Here is a 25841-nt window from a genome sequence, read left to right on the forward strand (position 1 = left end):
ATCTACAAGAAAAATATCCTTTCACATTAGTTCACAATTTAATGTTAAAATAATAGCATATTAAAAAAGGAGTAGATATGTCGGGTAGAAAAATTGTTATTTCACTTGTTACACTAAGTCTGTTATCATCTTCATTATATGCAAAAAAAGATGAAAATATTTTACAAGAACCTTTAAAAGGAAAATATAAAGACTATATAGAACCAAATGTAAAAGAACACAAAAATAATATCAAAGAAAAAAGTAAAAAAGAATATAAAAATTATAAAGATTATGAAGAAGAAAAATATCATAAAGGACTTACTGAAAAAGAAAAATTTTTACCAAAAGGTTTAGAAAAGAAAGTTCAAAAAGATGGAACATTACCTTCTGGTTGGCAAAAAAAACTTGCAAAAGGTCAAATTGCTGATGATAGAATCTTAAGAAGTGGAACAATGATAAATTCTAAAAATTATCCATTTGTAAAAAATAGTGATATTTATAGAGTTGAAGATAAAGTTTTCAGAGTTGCCCAAGGTACAAATATGATTATGGAAATTTTCAAATAATCCTAGCTTTTATAAAGCTAGGATTTTAAAATCTACTAGATGAAATACTGCCAATAAATTAATGCTATAAAAGTAACCATTAAAATAGCTAAAATATTAATAAAAAATCCAAATTTTGCCATCTCTTTTACTTTTACAGCTCCACTACTCATAGCAATAGCATTTGGTGGAGTTGCAATTGGAAGCATAAAAGCATAACTTGCACAAATTGTTGCAACCATTAAAATAAGAGTCATATCTATATTTGTAACTTCTCCTAAAGAATAAATAATAGGAAGAGCTATTGAAATAAGTGCAGTATTTGAAGTAATTTCAGTTGTAAATGTTATTAATGCTGCAACCATTAAAATAAGTATAATCACAGGTAAATTTGTCAATGATAACATATAATTTGCAACTTCATTTGCTAATCCTGTTTTTGAAAAAGCTGTAGCAATAGTAAATCCTGCACCAAATAAAAAGATAATTTCATAAGGAATTTTTTTTGCATCTTCCCACTCAATAAATCCAATTTTTGGTACAAACATCAATAAACCAAAACCTAATAAAATTGCTGTTTCATTAAGTCCTAAACCTGAATAATAAGGTTCAATTTTTGAATTTACAAGTAATAATACAATTAAACCCAATAAGATATATAACAATCTTTTTTGATCTTTTTGTAAAATTTCTGTATGTTCAACTGTATTATCAAGTTTTACATCATTTAAACCTAAAGATAGTAAAAATGGTATTATTATTAACATAATTAAAGCTAAAGGCGCTGTTAATAAAATCCATTGGATAAATGCAATTGGTTCAAGTGAGTGTTGTTGCATAAATCCTAAAAGAATCAAATTTGGCGGTGTCCCAATAGGAGTAATAATTCCACCTATACTACATCCATAAGCGATTGATAAAGCAAGTCTAGCTTTAAACTTGATATTTTCAGTTAAAAATATTGCAATTGGTATAAGTAAAAGTGCTGTTGTAGAATTTGATAAAACTGAACTTAAAAGTGCTGATGTAAAAGCCAAAGAGAATATCATTCCTCTTGGAGTTTTAGGAAAAATTGTCAAAAGTTTATTTGAAATATATTTATGTAAATCTATTTTTTGTGTTGCAATTGCTATCATAAATCCACCCATAAACAAAAATATAGTTGGATTAGAATAGTTTGTTGTGGCTGTTTTTACATCAATCAAACCAAAAGCTGGAAATAAAATAATTGGAAGTAAAGATACTACACCTATTGGTAAAGCTTCATTTGTCCATAAAATTACAAGTAATGCAATTAAAGCAATTAATGTAGCGTGTTGAGTTGTAAAAAATGAACTTGCAACTAGAAAAAATCCTATAGATACAAGAATTGATATAAATATATTTTTCAAATTTTTCCTTTATTTCTTAGGTCTAAAAGCTTTTATAACTTCTTCATTACACTCTAAATATGGACCTTCCATCAAATCAATACAATAAGGAATTGCAGGAAAAACAGCATCTAAACACTCTTTTATTGATTTTGGTTTTCCTGGAAGATTTACTATTAAAGAACTTCCTCTTAAACCTGCTGTTTGACGTGAAAGTATTGCAGTTGGTACAAATTTTAAAGATTCAGCTCTCATTAATTCTCCAAATCCTGGCATCATTCTATCACAAACAGCTTCTGTCGCTTCTGGTGTAACATCTCTTTTAGCAGGTCCTGTTCCACCAGTTGTTACAACTAAGCAACATTTTTCGTTATCTACTAAATCTTTCATTGTATCTTCAACAGTTTTTTGATCATCTGCAATACATCTATAAACACTTTCCCAAGAAGATATTAAATAACTATTTAATGTATCAATTATAGCTTTTCCTGATAAATCTTCATAAATACCAGCACTTGCTCTATCACTTGCAGTTATTATTCCAATTTTTGCTATTTCTTTATTCATAATAAATGTCCTTTCTCTTTTATATAATATATTGTTGCAAATTTTTGAAAAAACTCTTTTACTTTTAAAGAATCAATTATTTTATCATCCTCTCCTAAATAAACTTCAATTTTTACACCTTTATCTACTAATTTTTGAAGTTTTTCTTCATTCCAAACATATGTTAAAAGTTCTTCTAGTTCTTGAGCTGTTCCCAATTTAAAATATTTTGAAATATCTTTATTTGAAGGATAAATTACATTATTTAAAAAAGTTTGGACATAAGTATTTTCATCTTTTTTGAAATACATAAGTTGTGTTCTTTTAAATTTTTCATCAAAGTTTTGAAAAAAGGCAGGTGAAAAGAGTTGAAGTTTATCAACTCTATCTTGTGTGTTTAAAGCTTCTTCAAAAGCCTTTATAGCTCCATAAGAAAAACCAGAAATTGTAAAATCATTTCTTATAATATATTCATTAAAAAGTTCTGATTCATTAGAAAAACAAAAACCAGAAAAAAAACTTTTAGAAATCATCAAGAGTAATTACCTCATTTTTCAACATAATATCTTTTAATCTAATTATCTCATCGCTATTTTGCGATAATTCAGTTCTTAAATCGTTTTTTACATTTATTAAAAGTTCATCTATTGAATTTGCCATTTTATATTTTTTTACTATTTCATTTGCTGTTTTTTCAGCAGATTCTAAATCCTCATGATTTATTGCATATTTCTCTTTTTTAATAACTTCAACACCTATAAATCCAGATAAATCTCTTCTGATATTTTCACATAATTCATGATAAGATGGATAAGTTGGAGCTAACTTTTGTACACTTTCATCAAATAAAGCAACTTTTGTTTTTGAAATAAATGCTTTACTTGCTTGATAAATTGAAAGAATTTCTTTTTGCTTATCATCAAGTATTTTTAACTGTTTTTTACCAAATTCAAGCTTGTTTTTTGCAACTTCAATATCATCATTATCTAATATTTTTTTATTAGATTTAATCATATTTAATAAAGCTTCATTTATAAGTGTTGCTAAACTTGCTGAACTAAAACCTGCTGTTTCGTTTACTAATTTATCTATATTTATTTCGTAATTTTTACCATTTAAATATAACTCTAAGATTTTTTTTCTATCTTCAATATTTGGTAAGCCTACATGAACACGTCTATCAAATCTTCCTGCACGTAATAATGCATCATCTAAAACTTCTATTTTATTTGTTGCTGCAATTACGATAACACCGCTATCTCCATCAAATCCATCCATTTGAGTTAACAGTTCATTTAGTGTTGATTCTCTTTCATCATTTGATTTACCACTTCTTGCTTTTCCAACAGCATCAATCTCATCTATAAAAATAATTGCTGGAGCACTTTGTTTTGCTTTTGCAAAAAGTTCACGCACTTTTTTAGCACCCATTCCCACATAAATATGTACAAAACTAGCTCCACTTTGATAAAAAAATGGAACATCAGCTTCACCAGCAACTGCCCTTGCAATCAAAGTTTTTCCAACACCTGGAGGTCCAACTAAAAGGACACCTTTTGGAAGTTTAACACCAAATTCAAGATATTTTTTTGGGTTATTTAAAAAATCAACTATCTCTTCAAGTTCTTCTTTTATCTCTTTAATTCCAGCTATATCTTTAAAAGTTATATTTGAAGTTACTGCTTGAATATTTGAATTTAAATCATCAGTTGAAATTTTTGCTTTACTTTTTGTAAGCTCATTTTCAAAAGTTGTTGATTCTTTTTTATTTCTATTTAAAAAAGCTCTTACTTTATCTTGTTTTAATTTTAAGAATAAAGCAAAAAAAAGAAGTAAAAATAAAAAAATAATTCCTATATAATAAGATGTTCCTTCAATATGAGAACTACTTTTATATATTGTATACAAAAATAAAATCAACAGTACAACTGCTGACATAGCCATCAATTTAAAATTTTTATCTATATTTTTGTTATTTGAATCTTGCAACATTTTTTTCAAGCCTCACTTCATAATCGTCTAAAAAGACCCAATCTCCAACTAAATCAACAGGAGAATCGATTTCAATTTGATTAAAGAATTGATCTAAACCTATATATTTTCCATTTTTTTCTTGCTCAACTAAAACTTCTAAAGTTTTTGTATTGGCTTTTCTGAAATCGTAATTTTTTTGTTCTATTATGCTAGTTAGTTCATTATATCTGATTTTTGCAATATCACCTTTTATCTCTGGTTTCATTGTTGCGCTTGGTGTTCCATCTCTTTTTGAATAAGTAAAAGCATGAACATGAGTTAAAGGAAATTTATGTAAATTTTCCATAGCTTCTTTCCAAATTTTTTCAGTCTCTCCTGGATGTCCAACGATAAAATCAGTTCCTAAAGCATAACCATTGTCTCTTAAAAACTCAAAAAGTTCTAAATCAGATAAAACCTTATTTCTTCTATTCATAATTTGTAACATCTCTTTTGAAGTATGTTGAAGTGCAATGTGAAGATGTTTTGCCATAAATGGCTCATTTATCAACTCTTTAAATTCATCATCAATTTGAATAGGTTCAATGCTTCCCATTCTTATACGTCTAACACCTTTAATTAGTGCCATTTTTTTAAGAAGTTTTGCAAGACTTGTATGTTGTTTTTTTCCATAACTTCCAACATTTGTTCCAGTTAAAATAAACTCTCCAAAACCATTTGAAGCTAGTGTTGTAACTTGCTCTAAAATTTTATCTTCACTATAACTTCTTGCATCTCCCCTTACATAAGGAATAATACAATATGAACATCTAAAATCACAACCTTCTTGGATTTTAATAAATGCCCTACTCTTACCAACAAACTCTTCAACGATTGTTTCATCAATATGAGTTAAATCACCAGCTTGAAAAAATCTCTCTTCTTGAAGTAATAATTCATTGATTTTTTCTTTTTCAGAATGACCAAATAAAGAATCAACTTTATCTTCTTTAAAAAGTGTCTCTCCCTTTGTCCAAACTCCACATCCAGTAAAAACAACTCTTGGAGTTTTTGGAAGTTTTTTTAAAGAGTTTATATAACCACGTGCTGTGCTATCTGCACTATTTGTAACTGTACAAGAGTTTATTACAACTACATCAGCATCTTTTTCTTCTTGTGTTACTTCAAAATCTTTTAAATTACTCATCATAACTTGAGTATCAAATACATTTGTTCTACAACCAAAAGTTTTAAAATATACTTTTGGTTTAGTTTGTGAAAAATTCATAAATCTTTATTTCCTAATTATCTTCTTATTATTTCGTCTTCCAAATCTTTTGGAACTCTTTTACTTTTCATTGCTGGACCATACGCATTATCTGTTCTATTAATATTAATTTGTTGAGTTGGATATGCAATATGAATATCATCTTCTTTCATAAATGCATCAAGTATTTCTGGACTTATCGTACTTCTTAATACAAGTGCTGCATAAGAATTTGTTAAATACCAAGAAGATATTACTATTCCATGAGGTTCAACAAATGTAAATACTCTTGGTTCAACTCCAGTTGCACGCAATTGATATTTATTTCTCATTTTTGAAAGTTGTTTTCTTGTTATATCTGTATAACCTTTTGAATAATGTTTTAAAATCTCTCTTGCTATTTTTTGTGCTTTTTTATGATTTGAATCAAAAGTAATTGCTATATCAATTCCATCCCAAACTGTTCTTAAACCTGAATGGGTATAGTTTGCTATTAATTCAGAGAAAATATAGTTATTTGGAATAAAGAAAATTCTTCCTGTTCTTCTATTTGTTGTATATGAAGTTAAAGTAATATCTTCTCTAATTGTGATTTTAAATAAAGAAATATCTAAAACATCTCCAACAGTTTCAACATTTCCTTTACTAACTTTGATTCTATCTCCAACTTGAATAGACCCAGATGTTACAATAACCATCCAACCAAAAATAGACATAAACCAATCTTTTAAAGCAATAGCAATCCCGGCAGATGCAAATCCAAGGATAGTTACAAGATATGAAACATTATCTATATATGAAAATAAAATTACCATCACAATCAAAAATACCAAAGTAAAATTGATTATCTTGTTTATCATATAATAGTTTTCATTTTGAGAAAAATATTTTTTAAGTGCAAGTTTTACTAAAAAAGCAAATATTGATAAAACAACTATTATTATAAAAATGATTAATAACTTTTGTCCTTGTTGAGAAACTTGATTTTTTATTTCTAAAATAACTTGCTCAATTTTTCTTGTATATACTTCTTCTGTAGTAGATACAATATCCAAAACCATTGAAAAGTCTTTTTTTTGTTTATCTAAAAAAGTAATTTTATCTTTATATTCTGGTTTAGAATCAAGATTAAATAATTCTAAATAAATAACTAACTCTTCTTCTAATTTTGTCACTAAATTATCTATTTCATAATCTAAGTTTTTAAACATTTTTTTATTATTTTCAAGTTTCTTAATATGAGATAAAGCATTTATTATTCCAAAAGGATTTGTGATATTTTCATATTTCTCAATTTCAGGAGGATTTATCAAAGCCCCAATTGGTGAACCTTTATATTCATCAATCAACTCCAATTCATTCTCTTTTACACGAATTTTATTATGTAATTGATATACTTGTTCATCTGTTGTATTTGATTTTCTTTTTAAACTATCTTTTAAACTTTCAAGTTCAGCTGAAATTTTACTATAAGATAAATAGTTAGAATATCTTTTTAATAAAATATTATCTTTTAATTCAAAATCTATTCTTGCAATTTTTTCAAGCAAAATATTTATTTGAGCGATATTTTGCATATTTTGCTCTTTAGTTTTTTGCTCTTCTATTTCTTGAAGTTTTTTTTCTTCTTCCAATTTTTGAGCTTCTTGCTGTTTCTCTTGCATTATATTTTGTTCAATTTTTTTAACTTCTGCTTTGTCTTTTTTACCAACAGTATTGTTTGTATCTTCAACTGCAAATGCAAAACAAATAAATAATAATAAAATTCCTAATTTTTTAATCAATTTAAAAACCTTTTAAAATCTCAATAACATCATCTTTTGTAACTTCATTAGTAATTTTACAATCACCAATACCAATAGGTAAAATAAACTTGATTTTATTATCTAAAGATTTTTTATCTAAAAAGAAATGTTCATAAAAATCTTCAACATTTTTAATTTTATAAGTTGTAGGGATATCATATTTTTCAAGTAATTTTTTTACTCTTAATTCTTCATCTTTGCTCATAAATCCAAGTTTTACTGCAAGTGCATTTGCCATACACATACCAATACCAACTGCTTCACCATGTAAATATGTATTATAATTTGTTTCATTTTCTATTACATGACCAAAAGTATGTCCATAATTTAAAGCAGCTCTTATTCCAAGTTCTTTTTCATCTTGTGAAACTACATTTGCTTTTGTTTCAACTGATTTTGCAATTGCTATTTGAATATTTTTTTCATCATTTAAATCATGAGATTCAAGCCACTCAAAAAAATCTTTATTAAAAGTTACTGCCATTTTAACTATTTCAGCAACACCTGCTCCAAACTCTCTTTTTGGTAAAGTTTTAAGCATAGAGGGATCAATATAAACGGCAATTGGTTGATGAAAAGTTCCAACTAAATTTTTTCCAAATTTATTGTTTATTCCTGTTTTTCCACCAACACTTGCATCAACTTGAGAAAGTAATGTTGTTGGAATTTGAACAAAATCAATTCCTCTTTGATAAATTGAAGATGCAAATCCAGTCATATCTCCAATTACACCACCACCAAATGCAATAAGTAAAGATTTTCTATCAAGTCTATTTGTAAAACAGTGAGCCAATATAGACTCTATTGTTTCCATATTTTTATACTCTTCACCATCTGGAATAGTACAAATACTTAACTCTCGAGCCTTTAATTTTGATTTTAAATATTCTAAATGAAAACCACTAACTGTTGGATTTGTAACAATCACAACTTTTCTATCAAAATATAAATCTTTCAGTTCATCTATAAAAATATCATATGAATTATCATGGGGTAAAGTTATTTTAACAGTCATTTTTATTTATCCAAATTATTTATTTAATAAGGATTTTATAATAGCTAAAAAAAAACTAAAAAGAGGTTAAAAGTCTCTTTTTATTTTTCTTCGATTAAATTTTGCATGATAGGACCACAAATAGCATTTATTCCTATTTTAGACAAAATATCTATTTCTGAAATATCATTTACAGAAGTTGCAATTAGTTTTATATCTAAAGATTGTGTCAATATTTTTAATACATTTAAACTCTGTGTTGATTCTAATAAAAAATATTTAGAAGCTTTAATATATGAAGGTTTCAACTCTTTTAAATATGAGTAATCATCACTATTTGCTATAAAATTAAATATTGCAAATTTAAATTCAAACTCTTTAAATAAATTTATATAAAGAATTGAGTTACTAATATTTTTATTAAATGCTTCTTCTTCTATTTCAAATATAATATTTTGATTATTTAATGTTTTATATAAAATAAACAACTCTTTAAGTTTCGAATAATTATTTAGATCTTCTATAAATACTGTTGGTAGTTGGATAGAAATATTTTCATTTTTATTATGATTATTTTTTAAAACCTTTTCTATAATATGCAAATAAACATCGTTTAATCTACCTAATTCTAAAATAGGTGCAATAAATCCTCTATAAGAAAAACTATCTTCATCATAATTTAACTCAAAACTTATAGTTTTATGTAAAATATCTTTTAAATTAATATCTACAACATTTCTATAAAGTAATTTAAAATAATCCTCTTCAAGTGAAATATTTATTATTTTTATCCATTCTTCTTTTGTCATACATCTATCAATGTCTTTTATAAAATAAAACTCTTTTTCTGTATATACTTTTGCTTGTGAAATTACATAATCCATTTTGGTTAAAAGAGTACTAACACTTTGTTCAGCTTCGTATTTAAATAATCCTATAAACATTTTTTCTTTTATTATTTCTAAAATAGCATAAGCTTTTTTTGTGAACTCTAAAATATCTGCTTTTACTTTTTCTTCATTTATATTTGGAAGTAATAAAACAAATTCAGAACCATTTATTCTTACTACTAAATTTGAATCTTTTTGAAACTCTTCTTTCATTAGATTTGAAAGTTTTAGTAAAATATCATTTGTTTTTTCATATCCAAACATTTTGTTTAAAATATCAACTTTTAGTGATACTATTGCAACAAAACCTTTATTATTTGGATTATATTTATCTAAATATTCATTTGCTTTCAAAATAAAATATTTTCTATTATTTAGTTTTGTCACTTCATCAAAATATAAAAGTTCTTTGTTTAATTTTAAAACACTATTTGTATTTTCAAACATTTTTTCAATTTTATCTATCATACTATTTATACTTAAAGTTACTGATTTAAATTCTAAAGTAAAAGGTAAATTATTCTGAATGATAAACTCATTCCTTATTACAGCATCTGCTTGTTTTTTTATAGTAGAAAGAGGTTCTAACATATATCTAAATAGATAAAACAAAATAATTAATAAAAGAGTAAAACTTAATAATAAAGAGAAAATAAGATTATTAAAAATAGAATATATTTGATGATAAAAAATAGTTCTATCATTATATATTTCTATATTTCCTAATACATTCCAACCATTTGAAATTGTAGATTTAGCAGATATTTCTCCAATATTTATCAATTTGATAAACCAAAATGGAATATCTTTTTCATCTAGAACTATCTCTTTTTTTACTTCATAAATGATATTTTCATCTACATCTTTGAAAACAATTTTTTCATAATTTCCATTATCAAAAGTTGCATTTATAACTGTTTTGATAGAACTTATATCAGTTCCAGCATTTGTAATTGATAAACTTATACTTGATACACTATTTTGAACATTTTCATATAGAGATTTTTCTGTTGAATCTTTTATTATTTTAAATGAAACTACTGTTATTAGTATAAATAATATTGCAAAAATAAATGACAATACAAGTGAAACTTGTTTAAATAAACTCATATTTTGTTCTCCCTAAAATTTTTTAATACAACATCCCATTTTTTATGAGCTGCTGTTTTACCACCTTTATCCAAAATATTTGGATTAAAATTATAAATTGGTTTTAAATCACTTCTTTTTGATGCAGGAAAAATTATTTTTCTTATACTATCTAAGATTAAGGGTTCTGATGTTGGTGTTTCAAAATATGTAAGAACCATATGAGCATCTTTTGCTCCTTCAAGTCTAACATAACTTAAAAACATTTTAGATGTAGGAATTCCTAAGTGTTTTAATGCAAAATATTTTGCAATAACATAATCTTCACAATCTCCTTTATCTTTTGCTAAAAATTCATAAGGAGAAGCCCAATAATCACTAATTCCATAAATATCTTTATCATCACCATATTTTACAGCATTAAAAAAATCATTTACTTTTTCAAGTTTTGTTTTTGTATCACTATTTTCTAATTTTTTCAATAACTTATTTAATGCTACAAATCTATTTTTTGCAAATTTATTATATTTCTTTTCCACTTTTTGAATAAGAGAATCATTTGCAAAATCTGCTGAATAACTTGTAAAGATTAAAAATAAAACGATTATAAAAATTTTCATAAAAATATTGTATCAAAATATATAAAGAGATAAAAGAAATTTATCTCTTCTTTTAAATTCTTAAATATGTTGAATATCTTGTTCAACTTTAACCTGAACAGTATTATCTGCACTATTTGTATAAACATCAAATCCACTATCACTTCCAGAACCAGCAGTTTTTGACCATCCTGAATCAGAGAATGTAACTTTATCTTCATTTGTACCTGTAATTTTTAAAGTATTACTGCTATCAGTCATATTAAGTACATCTTGTAAAGTTATATTTTCAAGTTTATTTTCTCCACTTTGACTTAAATCAATAGTATTAATATTTTTTAAAGTACTATTTGATGATAAATCAGCAATTTTGTTAAAATCTAAGCTAACTCCTGAATCAAGAGTGAAATTACCCGAAACATCTGAAAGTTTTAAATCAAATGAACTATTAACTGTTGAACTTTCTTCAGTCGTTGTTCCATCTGTATCAACTGTTTTAGCAGTTACAGATACATTTGATACAGATTTATCATGTAATAACTCTATATTATTTATTTGATCAAAAGCTATTCCTTCTATAGTCCATTTACTTCCATCCCAACTTGCACCACTTAAAACTGTACCATCACTATATCTAAATTGAGCAGATTCATCTAATCCGCCCAATTCTAAAGTCATAGTTTCACTTCCATCTGTATCTTTCATATTTGCATTTAAGTTTAAACTCACCCATGAATAAGCATCACCAAATGTCATAGTTGGATCAATAGTTACACCATCAGCAACAGCATCAATATGCCCTGTTACATCAACTTCAATAGGAGTTGATATCGATAAATTTTGTTCACTAACTGTAAATTTAGCTTTAAAATCAAAATCACCTGACCAATTTTCTGGGGCATTAATATAAACTTCTGGCATACTTCCATCTGCTGAAGCTGGAATTAACCACTTGTTTCTATGAACATCTGCATCACCACTAATATTTGGCGTTAAATCAAAAGTTCCAGTACCTGATTGCCCAATATTTGTTGCCATTATTAAATCACCATTACTATCTTTATACCAAACTGTAAATCCATTTGGTACTTCATCCAATATAATATTCCCAAGTTTTTCAGAACCATCTGTAAATGTACCTGAAGTTATTTCAAGTTTAACAGGATTCGCTAAAGTTGTACTTCCAACTGTAACTGCTACATCTTCTGTACCTGTTGCAGTTACAACAGAAGCATTCAATTCTACATCAATTACAGGTGTTACAGATATTGTTGTATTACCTTTTGAATCTAATGTTACACTACTTCCTGTTTCTTTATTTTGAACACTCACTTCAAAACTTACATTTCCATTTCTATTTTCAGCAGGTTTATATTCAAATCCAGTTATTTGACTACCCATTACATATCCAGCATCTAAAGGAATAGTATATGTACCATCACCATTTGGAGTTAATTTTGAACCGTTGTACCATAATTCTCCTTTTTCATCAGTTGCACCAGATAGTGTATCTGCCCAAGTTTCAGTTACAGTAATAGTTAAAGAACTACCAACAAGTTCTGTTTTAACTCCATCATTTGGATTTGATAAAGTTATAGAAAGATTACTTGTACCATCTTCATTTATATTATTTGCATCTATTGCAACAGTCATTGCATCTGTTAAAGGTAATATAGTTTGTGTTGATGATACTGTATTTCCTTTATCAAATGCTCCATTGTAATATGTTGCGATATTAGCTGTAAATGTAAAGTCACCTTTTAAAGCTCCTACTTGATCAGAATTCATATCTTTTGGAGTTGTTATAAGTACATTTGACAATTTAGTGTTCATATCAGCAGCATTTCCACTTCCAACTACTACATAGTAAGTTTTTCCATCCTCTTCATAAGAATAATCATAGCCCGTGATTGTTGAACCATCTGGAATATCTGAGATAGTAATAACTGCTCCACCAACTCCATCAGTACCACCAACTACTAATGCCTCTGCTAAATTAAACTCAGTATCTTCTGTAATACTAGCTGCTTGAACTGTTAAATCTAAATCAGCAGGTATTCCAGGGTTTACTCCATCTGGATATGTTCTTTCAATATGAATAGTTTGAGAAGCACTTTTAACCTCTGCATCAATATCTTTTGTATAAGTTGTGATTGTTATATCCCTACTTTCAAAATTTGCACCTTGATTTACTTTAAATGTAATATCTTGTAATGCACCATTTACATCTAAAGCACTATCAGCAGGAGCAGTTATAACCCAAATACCATTATGCTCATTTCCTGAATATCCATAATATGTTGCTCCAATAACTTCAACTCCCATAGGAACACCACTTATTACTATTTGTTGTACAGTTTCACTTCCATCTGTATCAGAACTTGTAGTTGTAACTGGAACTTTAAACTGTGAATCTTCTTGATTTACAGTTACAGTTGTACCATTTACTGTTACATTTCCTGATTCTTGTGTAATTGTTCCAACACTTAAACTTGGAGCATCAGTAACTGCTTGAACATTAACTGTATGTACATGTGTAAAATCTTTTGTATCAGATTCACTTCCATTTGTATCTTTTATTGTATAGATAATATTTAAAGTAAAATTATCATTTTTATCAGCATCATTTGAAGTTGTATTTAATGCATAAATACCATTTTCCCATTGTGTTTGACTCAATACATAATAATTTGTACCACTAACGTTTGTTGGTGTAAGTTCAGTTATCATATTTGCATCTGTGTATAATTTAAATCCAGTTGGTACTTCTGATGCTAAGAATTTAACTCCTTCTATTGTTTCTATTCCATTTCCATCTGTATCAGTTAAAGTTGGAACTAAGTTTATTTTATTTCCATTTCCACCCTGATTATCTTCATAAATAGTAGAAGAAGTTGTAACTGACACATCATCTGATATTGGATTAACAAAAATATTTATAGTTTGAATATCCCAAGTTTTACTATCATTTTCTCCTGCTTTTTCAGTAGTTACATAAGTTAAATCAAAACTTGCACTTCCACTGAAATTTTCTGGAACATTTATTAAAATATTTCCAGCTTTTATATCACTTGCTTTTACTACATACATTCCATCTTCAATATAATATGGACTACCTAAATCTACTGTAAATCCTGTTGGTAAAGCTATTTTAATTGTTAATTCTTCACTACTATCAGAAGAAGCAAGTAAATTTGAATTTGCATAAATATCTTTTAAATTTAATTGATTGTCTTCATCAACATTTATATTTGTATCTAAATCCATTCCAACTGGTGCATCAGCAACATTTTTTACAATAACATCTATATTTTTTGGAGCTGTCCAAGCACTTGTATTTGTTGTTGTTCCATTAGTATCAACTGTTTGTGAAGATACTTTTAAAGTATAATCTGTATCATCATTATGTACTGGAATAAATTTTGATAATTTATCATTTTGATAATCATTTATTTCAATTGTATATTTCCCACTATTTTGAGTTACTGTTATATTTCCTGAAGATACAAAATCTTTATCTACTAATACCCAATCACCTGTTCCACTGTTCAAACTTTTATCAAATACATATAATGCTGAACCATTTGGAAGATCTTCTATTTTTACATTAAATGTTTCTGAACCATCTTTATCATCTGAACTTATTTTAATATTTAAAGGTATTCCAGCTGATGGATTGTCAATAATATCATTAGGATTTGAACTATTACCATCAGTTCTTCCTGCATCTTCATATCCAACTGATTGTGCTACTTGAATAGTTGCTAATTGAGCTACAGGTTCAACAGTAACTTCGAAATTAACGCTATCACTCTCTTTTGTTCCTGCTGTATCAGTACTATCAACACCTTTATCTTGTGATGTTAAAGTAATAGTTCCAGTTACTTTCCCACTCCAATAATCAGGGAACTTCATACTAAAATCTGGATCTGCTGTTTTATTTGCATTATCATCAAAGTCTATTGTATATTCATCATTTCCATCTTTATAAACTTTAACATCTGTTTTATCACCTATTGTAATATAGATATATTCAGGTAATTCAGTATTTAGACCTGCTGTAAGTTTTATAGTATAACTTCGTTTTTCTGAACCATCTAAATCTAAACTTGTATCAGTACCACCTACAGATGAACTTCCACTTGTATTAGTTAGAAGTGCTTTTAAATCTATTGAAGTATCAATTATAGAACCACTTTGTGGATTTGGATTGTACTCTTGAATATTATTGAATATAATAGTTTTTGTTCCTGTATCTACTGATTGAACTTGAGAATTTATAGTACCATCCCAATTTAAAGTAAAAGCATCTGTTACTGGATTTATTTTTACAGTCATATTCGCTGTTGTTTCATTTTCTACTTGACTTCCATAAGTAGTTGTGTCAAGTGGTATACCACTATCATCTACTTCATAAGAAGTTACATCAATTTTGATTTTTATATCTGTATCATTGTCTTCAGCATGTTGAATTTGTAATGCTTCATACTCTGCTTTTGTAAGATATAAAGTATTAGATGCTCCTAATTGTACATCTTTATGATGGTAACTATAATCTACGCCTGATTTATCATCTGTTAAAATCACAATTTTTAAGGTTTGATTTGCAGAATCTATTGTTGCAATTTCATCTGTACCACTAAAGATTTTTGCACCATCAACCTTGTCTGCATTTGTAAATGTTAGAGTTATTTCTCCATTTCTTTCTGGATTATCTCCTGTACCACTATTTTTATCAGTTTGATCTTTTGATAAAGTAGGAGTAATTAATCCTAAAGGTATTTTATTTTCTCCTTCTGCTTGATTACCAGTATTTGTATCATTATAAGTTGAAGCATCTTCATAAGAAGTTACATCATTTACTGTAATTGTTGGAGCATCTGCAACTGGTTTAACATTTATATTTACTCTTGCACCTGAATTATCACCATCAAAGTCACTTACTTTATATTCAAACCAAGGTGTATCAGCATAATTACTATAATCAGCATCTGGTACAAAAGTTACTGTACCATCACCATTATTTGTAAGAGTCCCTATTTCTTTAGTAGAATCATTTGGATCAACTACTCTTATAGTATCATTTTTAGATAAAGTTGTAAAAGAATCACCATCTTTTACTCTAATATCAATTTTCCCTTCTAGGAAGTTTTCAGGACTAATTACTATTTTTACATTTCCATCTTCATTTACATTTTCTGTCCAATCTGTAGCTTTTGGTAAAGAGTCATTTACTGTTACTTTAAAATTTACAACATCACTTGTTGAACCTTGGTCTGTTATTTTAAATCCAAATTCTAATGTGATATTATCATCTATTCCTGGAGTAGTTCCTACTGTACCACCTATTGGATGGTCAATATTTTTGTATTGAGTATATGTATAATTATCTTTAGTTGTAGTACCAGTTAGAATAGAACTATCTTTATTTAATGTAATTTCAAATACTTTATTACTTTGATCTACTGTACCATTTCCAACATCAGCACCAATATATCCAATGATTTTATTTCCAATAATTTGATAATGTATATCTTCTCCAGCTGATTTTAAATTTGGTAAACCATAATCTGTAGTACTATCTTTATCTCCACTATAAACATTTATTGTATTATCAAATACTAAAGAGTAATTATCATCAATATTTGGTTTTAAAATATTTAAATATTCACCTTGATAACTATTTACCCCATCACTTGCATTTCCATCTTTATTACTAATTGTAGAACTTGAATCCGTTACATCAAAATTATCTTCATCAACTATTGCATTTTGAGGATCTATATATTCACCATCTTTATATATAGTTACACCATCTTTGATAGTTCCTGTTGTAGTTTTATCTGTGTGAATTGCAACATTTTCAAAAGCTCCTGATTGAGTAACACTTGAAATAGTTACATTATAAATTTCATCACCTTCACTTGTAAAATCATCTTTTGTTACATTTGTAAAGTTTACAGAACTATTTCCACCTGTAATTGTTACTTGTTTTACTATTGTAGATAAATCACTTTCAGTAAAATCTCCACTATTTACTGAATAAGTTAAATTTACAGTTACAGTTTGCCCTGCTGGTACAGTTACTAGATTTCCATCTTTATCTACTAAAGTTATAGTATGTACTAAATTTCCACCCTCTACTGTTGAAGATGCTTGAGTAATTTTTACATAAACAGTATCATCTTTCCCATAATTTCCATCTGTTGGATTGTCATTTTCTGTACCTGTATCTGGTTGTTCTACTTTTGCTGGATTGTCTGTAATTGTTGAAATCACTGTATCATTTGAAGTATCAATAGATGGTGATTCGTATGGTGAATTTGTTAAATTTGTAATTTTAACAGTAAAGTTTTCATCACCTTCTGCATAATAATCGTCTTTTGCATTCACACTAAATGCTGTTCCTAATGTTGTTGATACAACTGTCGTATTATCATAATCTGTTCCTGCTGTTGCATCTTTATCTGTATTATCAGTAGTTGTTCCATAATTTATAGTTACTGTTCCATCTTGAGTTGCAAGAGGTTTTCCATCATTATCTACTGCAACAGCAATATAATAAAGATCTCCACCTTCAGGAGTTTGATTTGTATTCTCTATATTTAAAGTTCCATCAGCTTTTGTAATATCTGCTATTGTAGTTGTTGCAGATGTTACTGCTACAAGTACAATTTTTACAGAGTCCACATCTGTTTCTGTAGTTTGATTAGTTGAATTATCATGAATAGTTGTAGTTACATCTTTATAATCATCATTTTTATCACCAATTTTTACATTTTCAAACTCACCTGTATTTTCTATATCAGTTATTGTAAGTTTGAATTTTTCTCCATCATCTTTATATGGATCATCAATCGTATCAACAGTAAAAGTATTTGAAGAATTATTAGCTGGAATTGTAACTTCTATTGTATTACCATTATTATATTCTGTATCACCATCTTGTGTAGTAGTATTATTGTATGTTACTGTTATTTTTGTATCTTTTGTAACCTTTACTTCATTTCCATCTTTATCTACTAATTTTATAGTATAACTTGTAGTTGTATCACCTTCATTTACATTTTCAGGTCCAGTTATAATTGCATAAACAGTATCTTCTTCTCCATAATTCCCATTTGTTGGTTCATCTGTTCCAGTTGATGTATTTGGTTCATCAATTTTTGCTGGATTATCTTTGATTGTTCCAGTTGTTGTTATTTTATCACTTGATGCACCATTAGCTGTTGTATGAGATACTATATTTTCAAATGCACTATCAGAATTATCTATATTATTTATAGTAATTTTTAATCCTTCATCACCTTCAGCATAATAATCATCAATAGTTGGAACTTCAAATTCATAAGAACTATTTCCACCAGTAATAGTAACACTTAATACAGGTGTATAATCTGTATTTTCTGCTGCTTCTTTTGAAGTATTTCCTTCATAATTTAAATCAACAGTGATACTTTTACCAGCTGGTACTTTTATCTCTTCTCCATCTCTATTTACAATAGAAACTTTATATTTTAAATTTCCACCTTCATTTGTAGTATCCGTAATTGCTTCAATTTTCACAAATAATTTTTCTTCATGTATTGTAGTAGTTACAGGATTTGTATCAATATTTACACTTTCATAATTACCACTATAAGAGTTATTATCTATTGTAACTGTATATTTTTCTGTTGATTCAGATACTAAATCTTTAAAAACTTCTGTACTAAAACTTTCTCCTATAGATACTGATGTTTTTGGTGTATTATTAAAATCTTGTGTTCCATCAGTTAAAGTTTTAGTTGGAGAACCTGTTGCAGTATCATTTTGAAAACTAATATCTACAATACCTGTTTGTACAGAAAGTTTTGTAGTATCATTAAAAGTTATAGTTCCATTTTCAAATGCATAAGCTATATAATTTGCATTTGTTCCTTCTTCTGCTTCATTTGCCAAAAGATAATTTCCATTTCCATCTTTTATAACATTTCCATTTTCATCTGCTGCAAAAAGTTTAATAAGTACTATTTCTTTATCACTTTCTTGATTATGATTTGTAGGATCATTTGGATTATGAGGAGTAGTATCATTAATTGGATTACTATTATCTTTTATTGTTGTGGTAACTGCTTGAGTATTTATGTTTACATTTTCATAGATTGGAGTTGTTGGATGAGTATATGAACCACTATTTATAGATACAGTATATGTTTCATTATTATCAGAAATATAGTCATCTACAGTTACTACTTCAAAGGCAACTCCAATATTTACAACTTTATCTTTAACTAAAATAAAATCTTCTGTACCATCTTCTTTTGTTTGTGTTGTTACACCCACAGCTGTTCCATTTGCTGTATCAACAGTTACTGTTCCACCTTGTAATGATAATTTTGTTTCTGTTGTAAAAGTTGTACTATTAGGTTCAAATGCTAATGCCATATATTTTGCATTATTACCCTCATTTACTTCGTTAATAATTTTATATGTTTTTCCATCTGCTTCAAATATTGGGTTTCCTGAAGCATCGCAAGCTACAAGTTTGATTATAACAGATTCATGATTTGCTTCAACACCATCATTTGGATTGTTTGGAGTATTATCTGTATCATCTAAAATAGTAGTAGTAACATCTTTATTATTTCCATTAATATCCCCTATTACTACATTCTCAAACTCATTTGTATCTACTTTTGTAATAGCAACATTATATTTTTCACCATTATCTGCAAAATAATCATCAATACTTTCTACTGTAAATGTATTTGTTGATCCATTCGCTGGTATTTTTACAATTAATGTATTATTGTTATTAAATTCTGTATCACCATCTTGTGTTGTTACATTTGTATATTTTATTGTTACTTCTGTCTCTTTAGTAACTATTACTGGATTTCCATCTTTATCTACAAGTTCTACTGTATATGTTGTTGTATTACCCTCATTTACACTTACTGCTCCTGTTATAATTGCATATACACTATCTTCTTCACCATAATTTATTCCATCATCTGGGTTATTTGGATTTGTTGGGTCTGTTGGTACTGTTGGGTTATCTGTTGTTGATGGATTATCTAAAATAGTAGTAGTAACATCTTTATTATTTCCATTTTTGTCACCTATTACTACATTCTCAAACTCATTTGTATCTACTTTTGTAATAGCAACATTATATTTTTCACCATTATCTGCAAAATAATCATCAATACTTTCTACTGTAAATGTATTTGTTGATCCATTCGCTGGGATTGTTACACTTATTGTATTATTGTTATTAAGTTCTGTATCACCATCTTGTGTTGTTACATTTGTATATTTTATTGTTACTTCTGTCTCTTTAGTAACTATTACTGGATTTCCATCTTTATCTACAAGTTCTACTGTATATGTTGTTGTATTACCTTCATTTACTGTTGTTGCACCTGTTATAATTGCATATACACTATCTTCTTCACCATATCCACCTGGCTCTGATGGCGTTCCTGGTGTTCCGTTTGATGGATTATTTACAGGATTATCTAAAATTGTTCCAATACCTTGTGGTTTAGTAATATTTGCATTTCCAACAACATTAGAAATATTAATTTTCATTGTTTCACCATTATCTGATATGTAATCATCAGTAATTGGAACTTTTATAGTAACAGTTTTACTTCCTGCTGGTATTGTTATTGTTCCTCTAACATCAGTATAATCAATACCATTATTTGTAGCTGTAATTGGTGAAGTTACATAATCAAAAGTTACAGGAGAAGCAACACTTCTATCTAAAGAAACTGTAAATACTAAAAATCCTTCACTTTCATAAGAACTAACATCATTCACACTTAAATTCCCAATAATTACTGTTGGTGTTTCTATCACAGGAGGTGTCACAACTGGTTGTGGAGTCGGAGTAGGAGGAGTTGGAGTCGGTACAGGAGGATTTGTATATTCAGGTCTATCAATATTTCCAGGAGATGTTAATCTATCTTTTGATTCATTTTCAAAAAAAGATTTATCTTCAAATACTTGTGTTCTTGCTTTAAATTGAGCATTTCTTAAATCACTTACTATATCAGTTGCATTTCCATCTCTTGCTTGAAATTCACCAGTTGGAGCTGTTTCATCTTCTGCTTCTTCTTGACCTTCTGCTGTTTCTTCTTTTGTAACATCACTGTTATTTGCATCAGTAAAAGAACCTTCATCATTGGCATCTTTTTGTTCATTTGTAAATTCAGCATCTCGTAAATCACTTACAACATCAGCATTTGAATTATGTTCATCAGCTTTTAAATCTAAACCTTCTCTTGTAAAAAACAACTCTTCTGTTCCAAAAGCTGTTTCAATTAAAGAAGAATCTATTAATTGTTTTTGACCTTCACTTAAAACAATAACATCATTTCCAGAAAGAAGAATTTCTATTTTTGATGATGAAGAATTTCCATTGTCACCATAAACCGTGTCATTCTCATAGATTGTATCACCTTCTTGTAAAACTCTAATATTACCATTTTCATCTTTTGCATGAAAAATTCCACTTGATAAGCTTTTTACACTTCCTGCAATTGTTGCCATAGTTTTTCCTTTTTTGATTTTTTTCTATTATATTTGGATTTTAGTCTATATTTTTTTATTTGTATATCACCCAAAAGGGTGATTTTAAGAAGATTTTTGGATTTTTATTTAGAAAATAATCCTGCAAAAGATAATCTATCTTTTACATTTAATTTTTCATAAATATGTTTTATATGTGTTTTTACAGTATTTATTGATATATCTAGTTCTTGACTAATATTAAGATTTGTATATCCATTTTTTAGTAACTTTGCTATTTTTTTCTCAGTTTTTGTTAGAATTTCAAAAAGTTTTTCATCATCATTTTTATTATCTTTGTTTTCGACCATACTTTTTAACAACTGTGTTGTAATTTGTGGCATTAACCAAATATAATTATTAGAAATAGCTTCAACGGCTGAATTTAAATATGAAGAAGTCATTAAACAATTTCCATAACCTTGCACACCTTTTTCAAGCCATTTTCTTGCATTTTCAAATTCAGGAACTCTTTTTAAAACTAAAATCTTATTAGAGTTTCTTAATAAAAGAGAAATGATAAAATCACTATTTTCTAAATTTACACAATCACTTAAAATCAATATTGAATTTTTTAAATTAGATAAGTCTTCATAATCTTCTATAATATTTGTTTCATATTTATTCAAAATATTTTCCCATCTAGAAATAAGTGCAATATCATTGCTATAAAGTGCTATTTTCATTATCTTTCCGTAAATGTATATTGTTTTGTTTTTAATATTGGTTTTAAAATATAATCCAATATTGTTTTTTTACCAGTAATAATATCTACATCAGCAACCATTCCAGGGATAATTTTCATAGATTTATTTTTTTCACCAATATAATTTTTTTCTGTTTCAATTCTTACTAAATAATAAGTTTTATCATCTTTTTCTGTTATAGTATCTGGACTTATATTTATAACATGACCATCTAAACCACCATAAATAGAGAAATCATATGCAGAAAATTTAACTATTGCTTTTTGTCCATGATAAATAAAAGCAATATCTTTAGGTAAAATTTTTACTTCAACAATCAATTTATAATCAGTGGGAACAATTTCTATCAAATCTTGTGCAGGTTTTATTGCTCCTCCAATAGTATTTATATGAAGTTTTTGTACGATTCCATTTGAAGGAGATTTTACAATTGTTCTTAAAACTTGATCCGTTGATGCAACAGAATTTGCTTCTACATCTTTTAATGAAGTAATTGTTTCATTTAATTTTTTTCTTGTTTCTGAATCATTTATTTGATATGTTTCATCAATTTTTTTGTTTATTTCTAAAATCTCTGATTCAATTTTTGTTACAGATAAAATCACACTTTGAAGTTTTTGTCGAGCATCACTTTGTTCTCTTTGAAGTTTTAGAAAATCAACTTGAGAACGAATTCCTCTATCAACCATAGGTTTTGTCATTTCAACTTCTTTTGAAATAGCATCAACAGAAAATCTCATATGAGCAATAGTCTGTCTTGCATCTTTTAATTCATTCTCTTTTTGTTTAATTTGCTCTTTTAAAATCAATATTTTTGATTCTAGTTGTTTTACATTTGTTTGATATAACTCATTTTCATTATTTAAAAAATCATTTAGTTGTTGATTATCTGTTAATTCATAAGTAAAAGTTTCTCTTTTTAATTCAGCTTCTAATCTTTTTATCTGAGCTTGTAAATACAATGATTTTAGTTCATTTGAAGCTGCAGTAGAGTTTGATTTTTCATTACTAATTTTTATTAAAATCTGATCTTTTTCTACAAAATCACCCTCTTTTACTAAAATCTCAGAAACTATTCCACCTTCTAAATTTTGAACTATTTGATTTTGACCATTGGGAACTACTTTCCCTGTTCCTCTTGCTATCTCATCTATTTTTGCTACTGATGCCCATATCAAAAATATAGTAATAGTTATTAAAAAAGATATAAGAATCCAATGTAATTTTTTAGGTCTTGTATGAATTACAGCTGCACTTAAACTATTCATATATTCATAATCATTCAAATTTAATGCTTTTTTAGGTAATTTAGGAGTTTTTTGAAAAAAAGCAGAAAATATCTCTTTATAATTAGCCATTATTTGCTCCTAATTTTCTTATTACTTCTATTTTTTCATCATCTAAAATTTTTTCACCATTATTCATAACTATTATTCTTGTAACTAAATCTAGCATATTCATTTTTTGAGTAACTAAAAGTAGTGTTCTATTTTCTATGTTTTCTTTTAAATTAGTTAATATATGATTTTCACTTGTTTGATCCATAGCATTTGTAGGTTCATCAAATAACCAAATATTAGAATCATTTATTAAAGCTCTTGCGATTCCAACACTTTGTCTTTGACCTCCTGAAAGTCCAGCTCCTCTTTCACCTATTGGCATATCATACCCCATTGGATGAAGTTTAACAAACTCATCTGTTCCACTTATTTTTGAACATTCAAGCATCCATTCATCATCAACAAATTTATAGTTTCCTAGAATATTGTTTTTTATACTATTTCTAAAAAGATGTATATCTTGAGGAACATAACTTATTTTTTTTCTTAAATCAGCAGGATCTATTTGAGAAATATCAATTCCATCAATTAAAATTGAACCGCTTTCTGGCTCATAAAGTTTCAATATCAATTTTGCAATAGTTGATTTTCCAGAACCAATTCTTCCAATAAAAGCAACTTTTTCACCCTCTTTTATAGAAAAACTAACATCTTTTAAAGCATAAGCTTCACTATCTGGATATTTAAAAGAAACATTTTTAAATTCAATATTTCCTCTTAAAGATGGTCTTTTTACAAATTCTCTTGCAATTGGTCTTTCAAGAGGTTTATTAACTATTTCATCAAGCATTTTAAATGAAGTTTTTGCATCTTCATAATTTGTAATTAATCCAACTATTTGTCCCATAGGAGCAATAGCTCGACCTGATAAAATCATAGTTGCAATTAAACCACCCATTGTAAGTTCAAAATTTTGAATTTGATAAACACCAAAAACAATAATCAAAACTGTATTTATTCCAACTAATAATCCTGTAATTGTAGGTATTGAAGAAGATATTATTCTTGATTTTAAACTCTTATTTGCAATTTCACCTGTTGATTCTTCCCAATTAAATTGAATATTTCCTGACATTCCTTGAGCTTTTATTGTCTCAATATTTTGTAAAGCTTCAATTAATATTCCATTCTTTTTTGCACTTGCTTCATAAGTACTTTCAATACTACTTTGTAAAGGTTTTTTAATCAAAAAAGCATAAATAATAATAATTAAAATAATAAATATAGGAACTAAAACTAAAATTCCTGAAATATAAAATATTACACATAAAAAAAGTATGGCAAAAGGAAAATCAATTAACACACTTAAAGTTGCATTTGTCAAAAAACTTCTGATACTATCGAAGCTTTTTAAATTATTTGCAAATGACCCAACAGATTTAGGATGAGCCTGCATTTGTAAATCTAAAACTTTTTCAAAAATTATAGAAGACATAATAATGTCACTTTTTTTACCAGCAATTTCTAAAAAATATGTTCTTAGAAACTTTAAAATTGCATCCAATAAAAAAACTATAACTATTCCTATTGTAAAAACAAGAAGTGTTTCTTGGGCATTATTTGGAATAACTCTATCATAAACATTCATAGTAAAAAGTGGAGTTGCAAGAACAAATAAATTTATTAAGATTGATGCAAATATACAATCTAAATAAATTTTTTTAGAAAATCCTAAAGTACTCCAAAACCAATGTTTTTGATTTGATAAATCAAGTGTTTTCTTACCATTTTCATGTTCGTATTCATATGCTTTTTTTAACATAAAAGCAAAACCTAAATATTCATTCTCTAACTTATCTATTTCTATCCACTCTTCTAAAGGTTCATCAATACCTGCAAAAATTATCTTTGCTTTTGTTCTTTCTGCATTAAAACTATCTAAAATACAGCTATTTTCATTTGATAAAAGCAAAATTACAGGTAACTGTAAATTTAAAAAATCTTTTATTGGTTTTTCAATTATTGTAGTTTTTAATCCTGCTCTTGAAGCAGCTCTTGAAAATAAGGATTTTGAATTAGTTTTAGAAAAAAGCATTTGATCTGTCAGGTTAGAGCCAATTGGCAAACCTGACAGTAAAGATTCACTAGAAAAAGGTTTATGAAATAATCTTGTATATAAAACTAAAGATTCCAATAAGGTATCTTTAGTTTTTAAAATTTTATTACTCACTCTTCACCTTTTTTATATTCTGCA

14 protein-coding genes are annotated in these 25841 nt (G+C 27.2%); 1 reads left to right on the top strand and 13 read right to left on the bottom strand.

Annotated elements, in window-relative coordinates; genetic code table 11:
• Window positions 1-77 precede the first annotated feature (77 nt).
• Complete coding sequence (locus tag ABLL_RS14730) at window positions 78-548, top strand: hypothetical protein (RefSeq protein ID WP_014474416.1); 471 nt, start codon at window positions 78-80, stop codon at window positions 546-548.
• Window positions 549-583: 35 nt separating this feature from the next.
• On the opposite strand, the gene ABLL_RS08665 is transcribed toward ABLL_RS14730, so the two are convergent.
• The 13 genes from ABLL_RS08665 to ABLL_RS15205 all read right to left on the bottom strand — a co-directional run bounded on the left by ABLL_RS08665 (window position 584) and on the right by ABLL_RS15205 (window position 25817).
• Window positions 584-1918: a DASS family sodium-coupled anion symporter gene (locus tag ABLL_RS08665; RefSeq protein WP_014474417.1), complete on the bottom strand. Its 1335-nt coding sequence runs from the start codon at window positions 1916-1918 to the stop codon at window positions 584-586.
• A gap of 9 nt (window positions 1919-1927) precedes the next feature.
• Window positions 1928-2464, bottom strand: a complete 537-nt coding sequence (gene mog, locus ABLL_RS08670; protein ID WP_014474418.1) for a molybdopterin adenylyltransferase — start codon at window positions 2462-2464, stop codon at window positions 1928-1930.
• Window positions 2461-2976, bottom strand: coding sequence for a pimelyl-ACP methyl ester esterase BioV (bioV, locus tag ABLL_RS08675; protein ID WP_014474419.1), 516 nt, complete (start codon window positions 2974-2976; stop codon window positions 2461-2463). The genes mog and bioV overlap by 4 nt, the downstream gene beginning before the upstream one ends.
• On the bottom strand, window positions 2966-4435 hold the full coding sequence (locus ABLL_RS08680; RefSeq protein ID WP_041655211.1) for an AAA family ATPase: 1470 nt from the start codon (window positions 4433-4435) through the stop codon (window positions 2966-2968). Before ABLL_RS08680 ends, bioV begins: the two co-directional genes overlap by 11 nt.
• Entirely contained in the window at window positions 4416-5684 is a 1269-nt protein-coding gene (mtaB, locus tag ABLL_RS08685; RefSeq protein ID WP_014474421.1) for a tRNA (N(6)-L-threonylcarbamoyladenosine(37)-C(2))-methylthiotransferase MtaB, read from the bottom strand. Before mtaB ends, ABLL_RS08680 begins: the two co-directional genes overlap by 20 nt.
• A gap of 17 nt (window positions 5685-5701) precedes the next feature.
• Window positions 5702-7447: a mechanosensitive ion channel family protein gene (locus ABLL_RS08690; protein WP_014474422.1), complete on the bottom strand. Its 1746-nt coding sequence runs from the start codon at window positions 7445-7447 to the stop codon at window positions 5702-5704.
• A gap of 1 nt (window position 7448) precedes the next feature.
• Complete coding sequence (aroB, locus tag ABLL_RS08695) at window positions 7449-8483, bottom strand: 3-dehydroquinate synthase (protein ID WP_014474423.1); 1035 nt, start codon at window positions 8481-8483, stop codon at window positions 7449-7451.
• Window positions 8484-8563: 80 nt separating this feature from the next.
• Window positions 8564-10462 (bottom strand): LapD/MoxY N-terminal periplasmic domain-containing protein, encoded by a 1899-nt coding sequence (locus tag ABLL_RS08700; protein ID WP_014474424.1) that lies wholly within the window; start codon window positions 10460-10462, stop codon window positions 8564-8566.
• Window positions 10459-11061, bottom strand: a complete 603-nt coding sequence (locus tag ABLL_RS08705) for a transglutaminase-like cysteine peptidase (protein WP_014474425.1) — start codon at window positions 11059-11061, stop codon at window positions 10459-10461. The genes ABLL_RS08700 and ABLL_RS08705 overlap by 4 nt, the downstream gene beginning before the upstream one ends.
• A gap of 60 nt (window positions 11062-11121) precedes the next feature.
• Window positions 11122-21582, bottom strand: a complete 10461-nt coding sequence (locus tag ABLL_RS08710; RefSeq protein ID WP_014474426.1) for an Ig-like domain-containing protein — start codon at window positions 21580-21582, stop codon at window positions 11122-11124.
• 104 nt (window positions 21583-21686) lie between these two features.
• Entirely contained in the window at window positions 21687-22286 is a 600-nt protein-coding gene (locus ABLL_RS08715) for a response regulator transcription factor (protein ID WP_014474427.1), read from the bottom strand.
• A complete protein-coding gene (locus ABLL_RS15200; RefSeq protein ID WP_014474428.1) occupies window positions 22286-23665 on the bottom strand; it encodes an HlyD family type I secretion periplasmic adaptor subunit in 1380 nt (459 codons plus the stop codon). Before ABLL_RS15200 ends, ABLL_RS08715 begins: the two co-directional genes overlap by 1 nt.
• Window positions 23658-25817 (bottom strand): type I secretion system permease/ATPase, encoded by a 2160-nt coding sequence (locus tag ABLL_RS15205; protein WP_014474429.1) that lies wholly within the window; start codon window positions 25815-25817, stop codon window positions 23658-23660. Before ABLL_RS15205 ends, ABLL_RS15200 begins: the two co-directional genes overlap by 8 nt.
• Window positions 25818-25841 lie beyond the last annotated feature (24 nt).

It is taken from the genome of Arcobacter sp. L, assembly GCF_000284235.1.
GTDB classification, from domain to species: domain Bacteria; phylum Campylobacterota; class Campylobacteria; order Campylobacterales; family Arcobacteraceae; genus Aliarcobacter; species Aliarcobacter defluvii.

Bases quoted from the DNA above. Each gene is read 5' to 3' on its own strand.
- ABLL_RS08680 (WP_041655211.1), bottom strand. From the start codon at position 4,435: ATGTTGCAAGATTCAAATAACAAAAATATAGATAAAAATTTTAAATTG.
- ABLL_RS15200 (WP_014474428.1), bottom strand. From the start codon at position 23,665: ATGGCTAATTATAAAGAGATATTTTCTGCTTTTTTTCAAAAAACTCCT.
- bioV (WP_014474419.1), bottom strand. From the start codon at position 2,976: ATGATTTCTAAAAGTTTTTTTTCTGGTTTTTGTTTTTCTAATGAATCA.
- aroB (WP_014474423.1), bottom strand. From the start codon at position 8,483: ATGACTGTTAAAATAACTTTACCCCATGATAATTCATATGATATTTTT.
- ABLL_RS08710 (WP_014474426.1), bottom strand. From the start codon at position 21,582: ATGGCAACAATTGCAGGAAGTGTAAAAAGCTTATCAAGTGGAATTTTT.
- ABLL_RS08705 (WP_014474425.1), bottom strand. From the start codon at position 11,061: ATGAAAATTTTTATAATCGTTTTATTTTTAATCTTTACAAGTTATTCA.
- mog (WP_014474418.1), bottom strand. From the start codon at position 2,464: ATGAATAAAGAAATAGCAAAAATTGGAATAATAACTGCAAGTGATAGA.
- mtaB (WP_014474421.1), bottom strand. From the start codon at position 5,684: ATGAATTTTTCACAAACTAAACCAAAAGTATATTTTAAAACTTTTGGT.
- ABLL_RS14730 (WP_014474416.1), top strand. From the start codon at position 78: ATGTCGGGTAGAAAAATTGTTATTTCACTTGTTACACTAAGTCTGTTA.
- ABLL_RS08715 (WP_014474427.1), bottom strand. From the start codon at position 22,286: ATGAAAATAGCACTTTATAGCAATGATATTGCACTTATTTCTAGATGG.
- ABLL_RS08700 (WP_014474424.1), bottom strand. From the start codon at position 10,462: ATGAGTTTATTTAAACAAGTTTCACTTGTATTGTCATTTATTTTTGCA.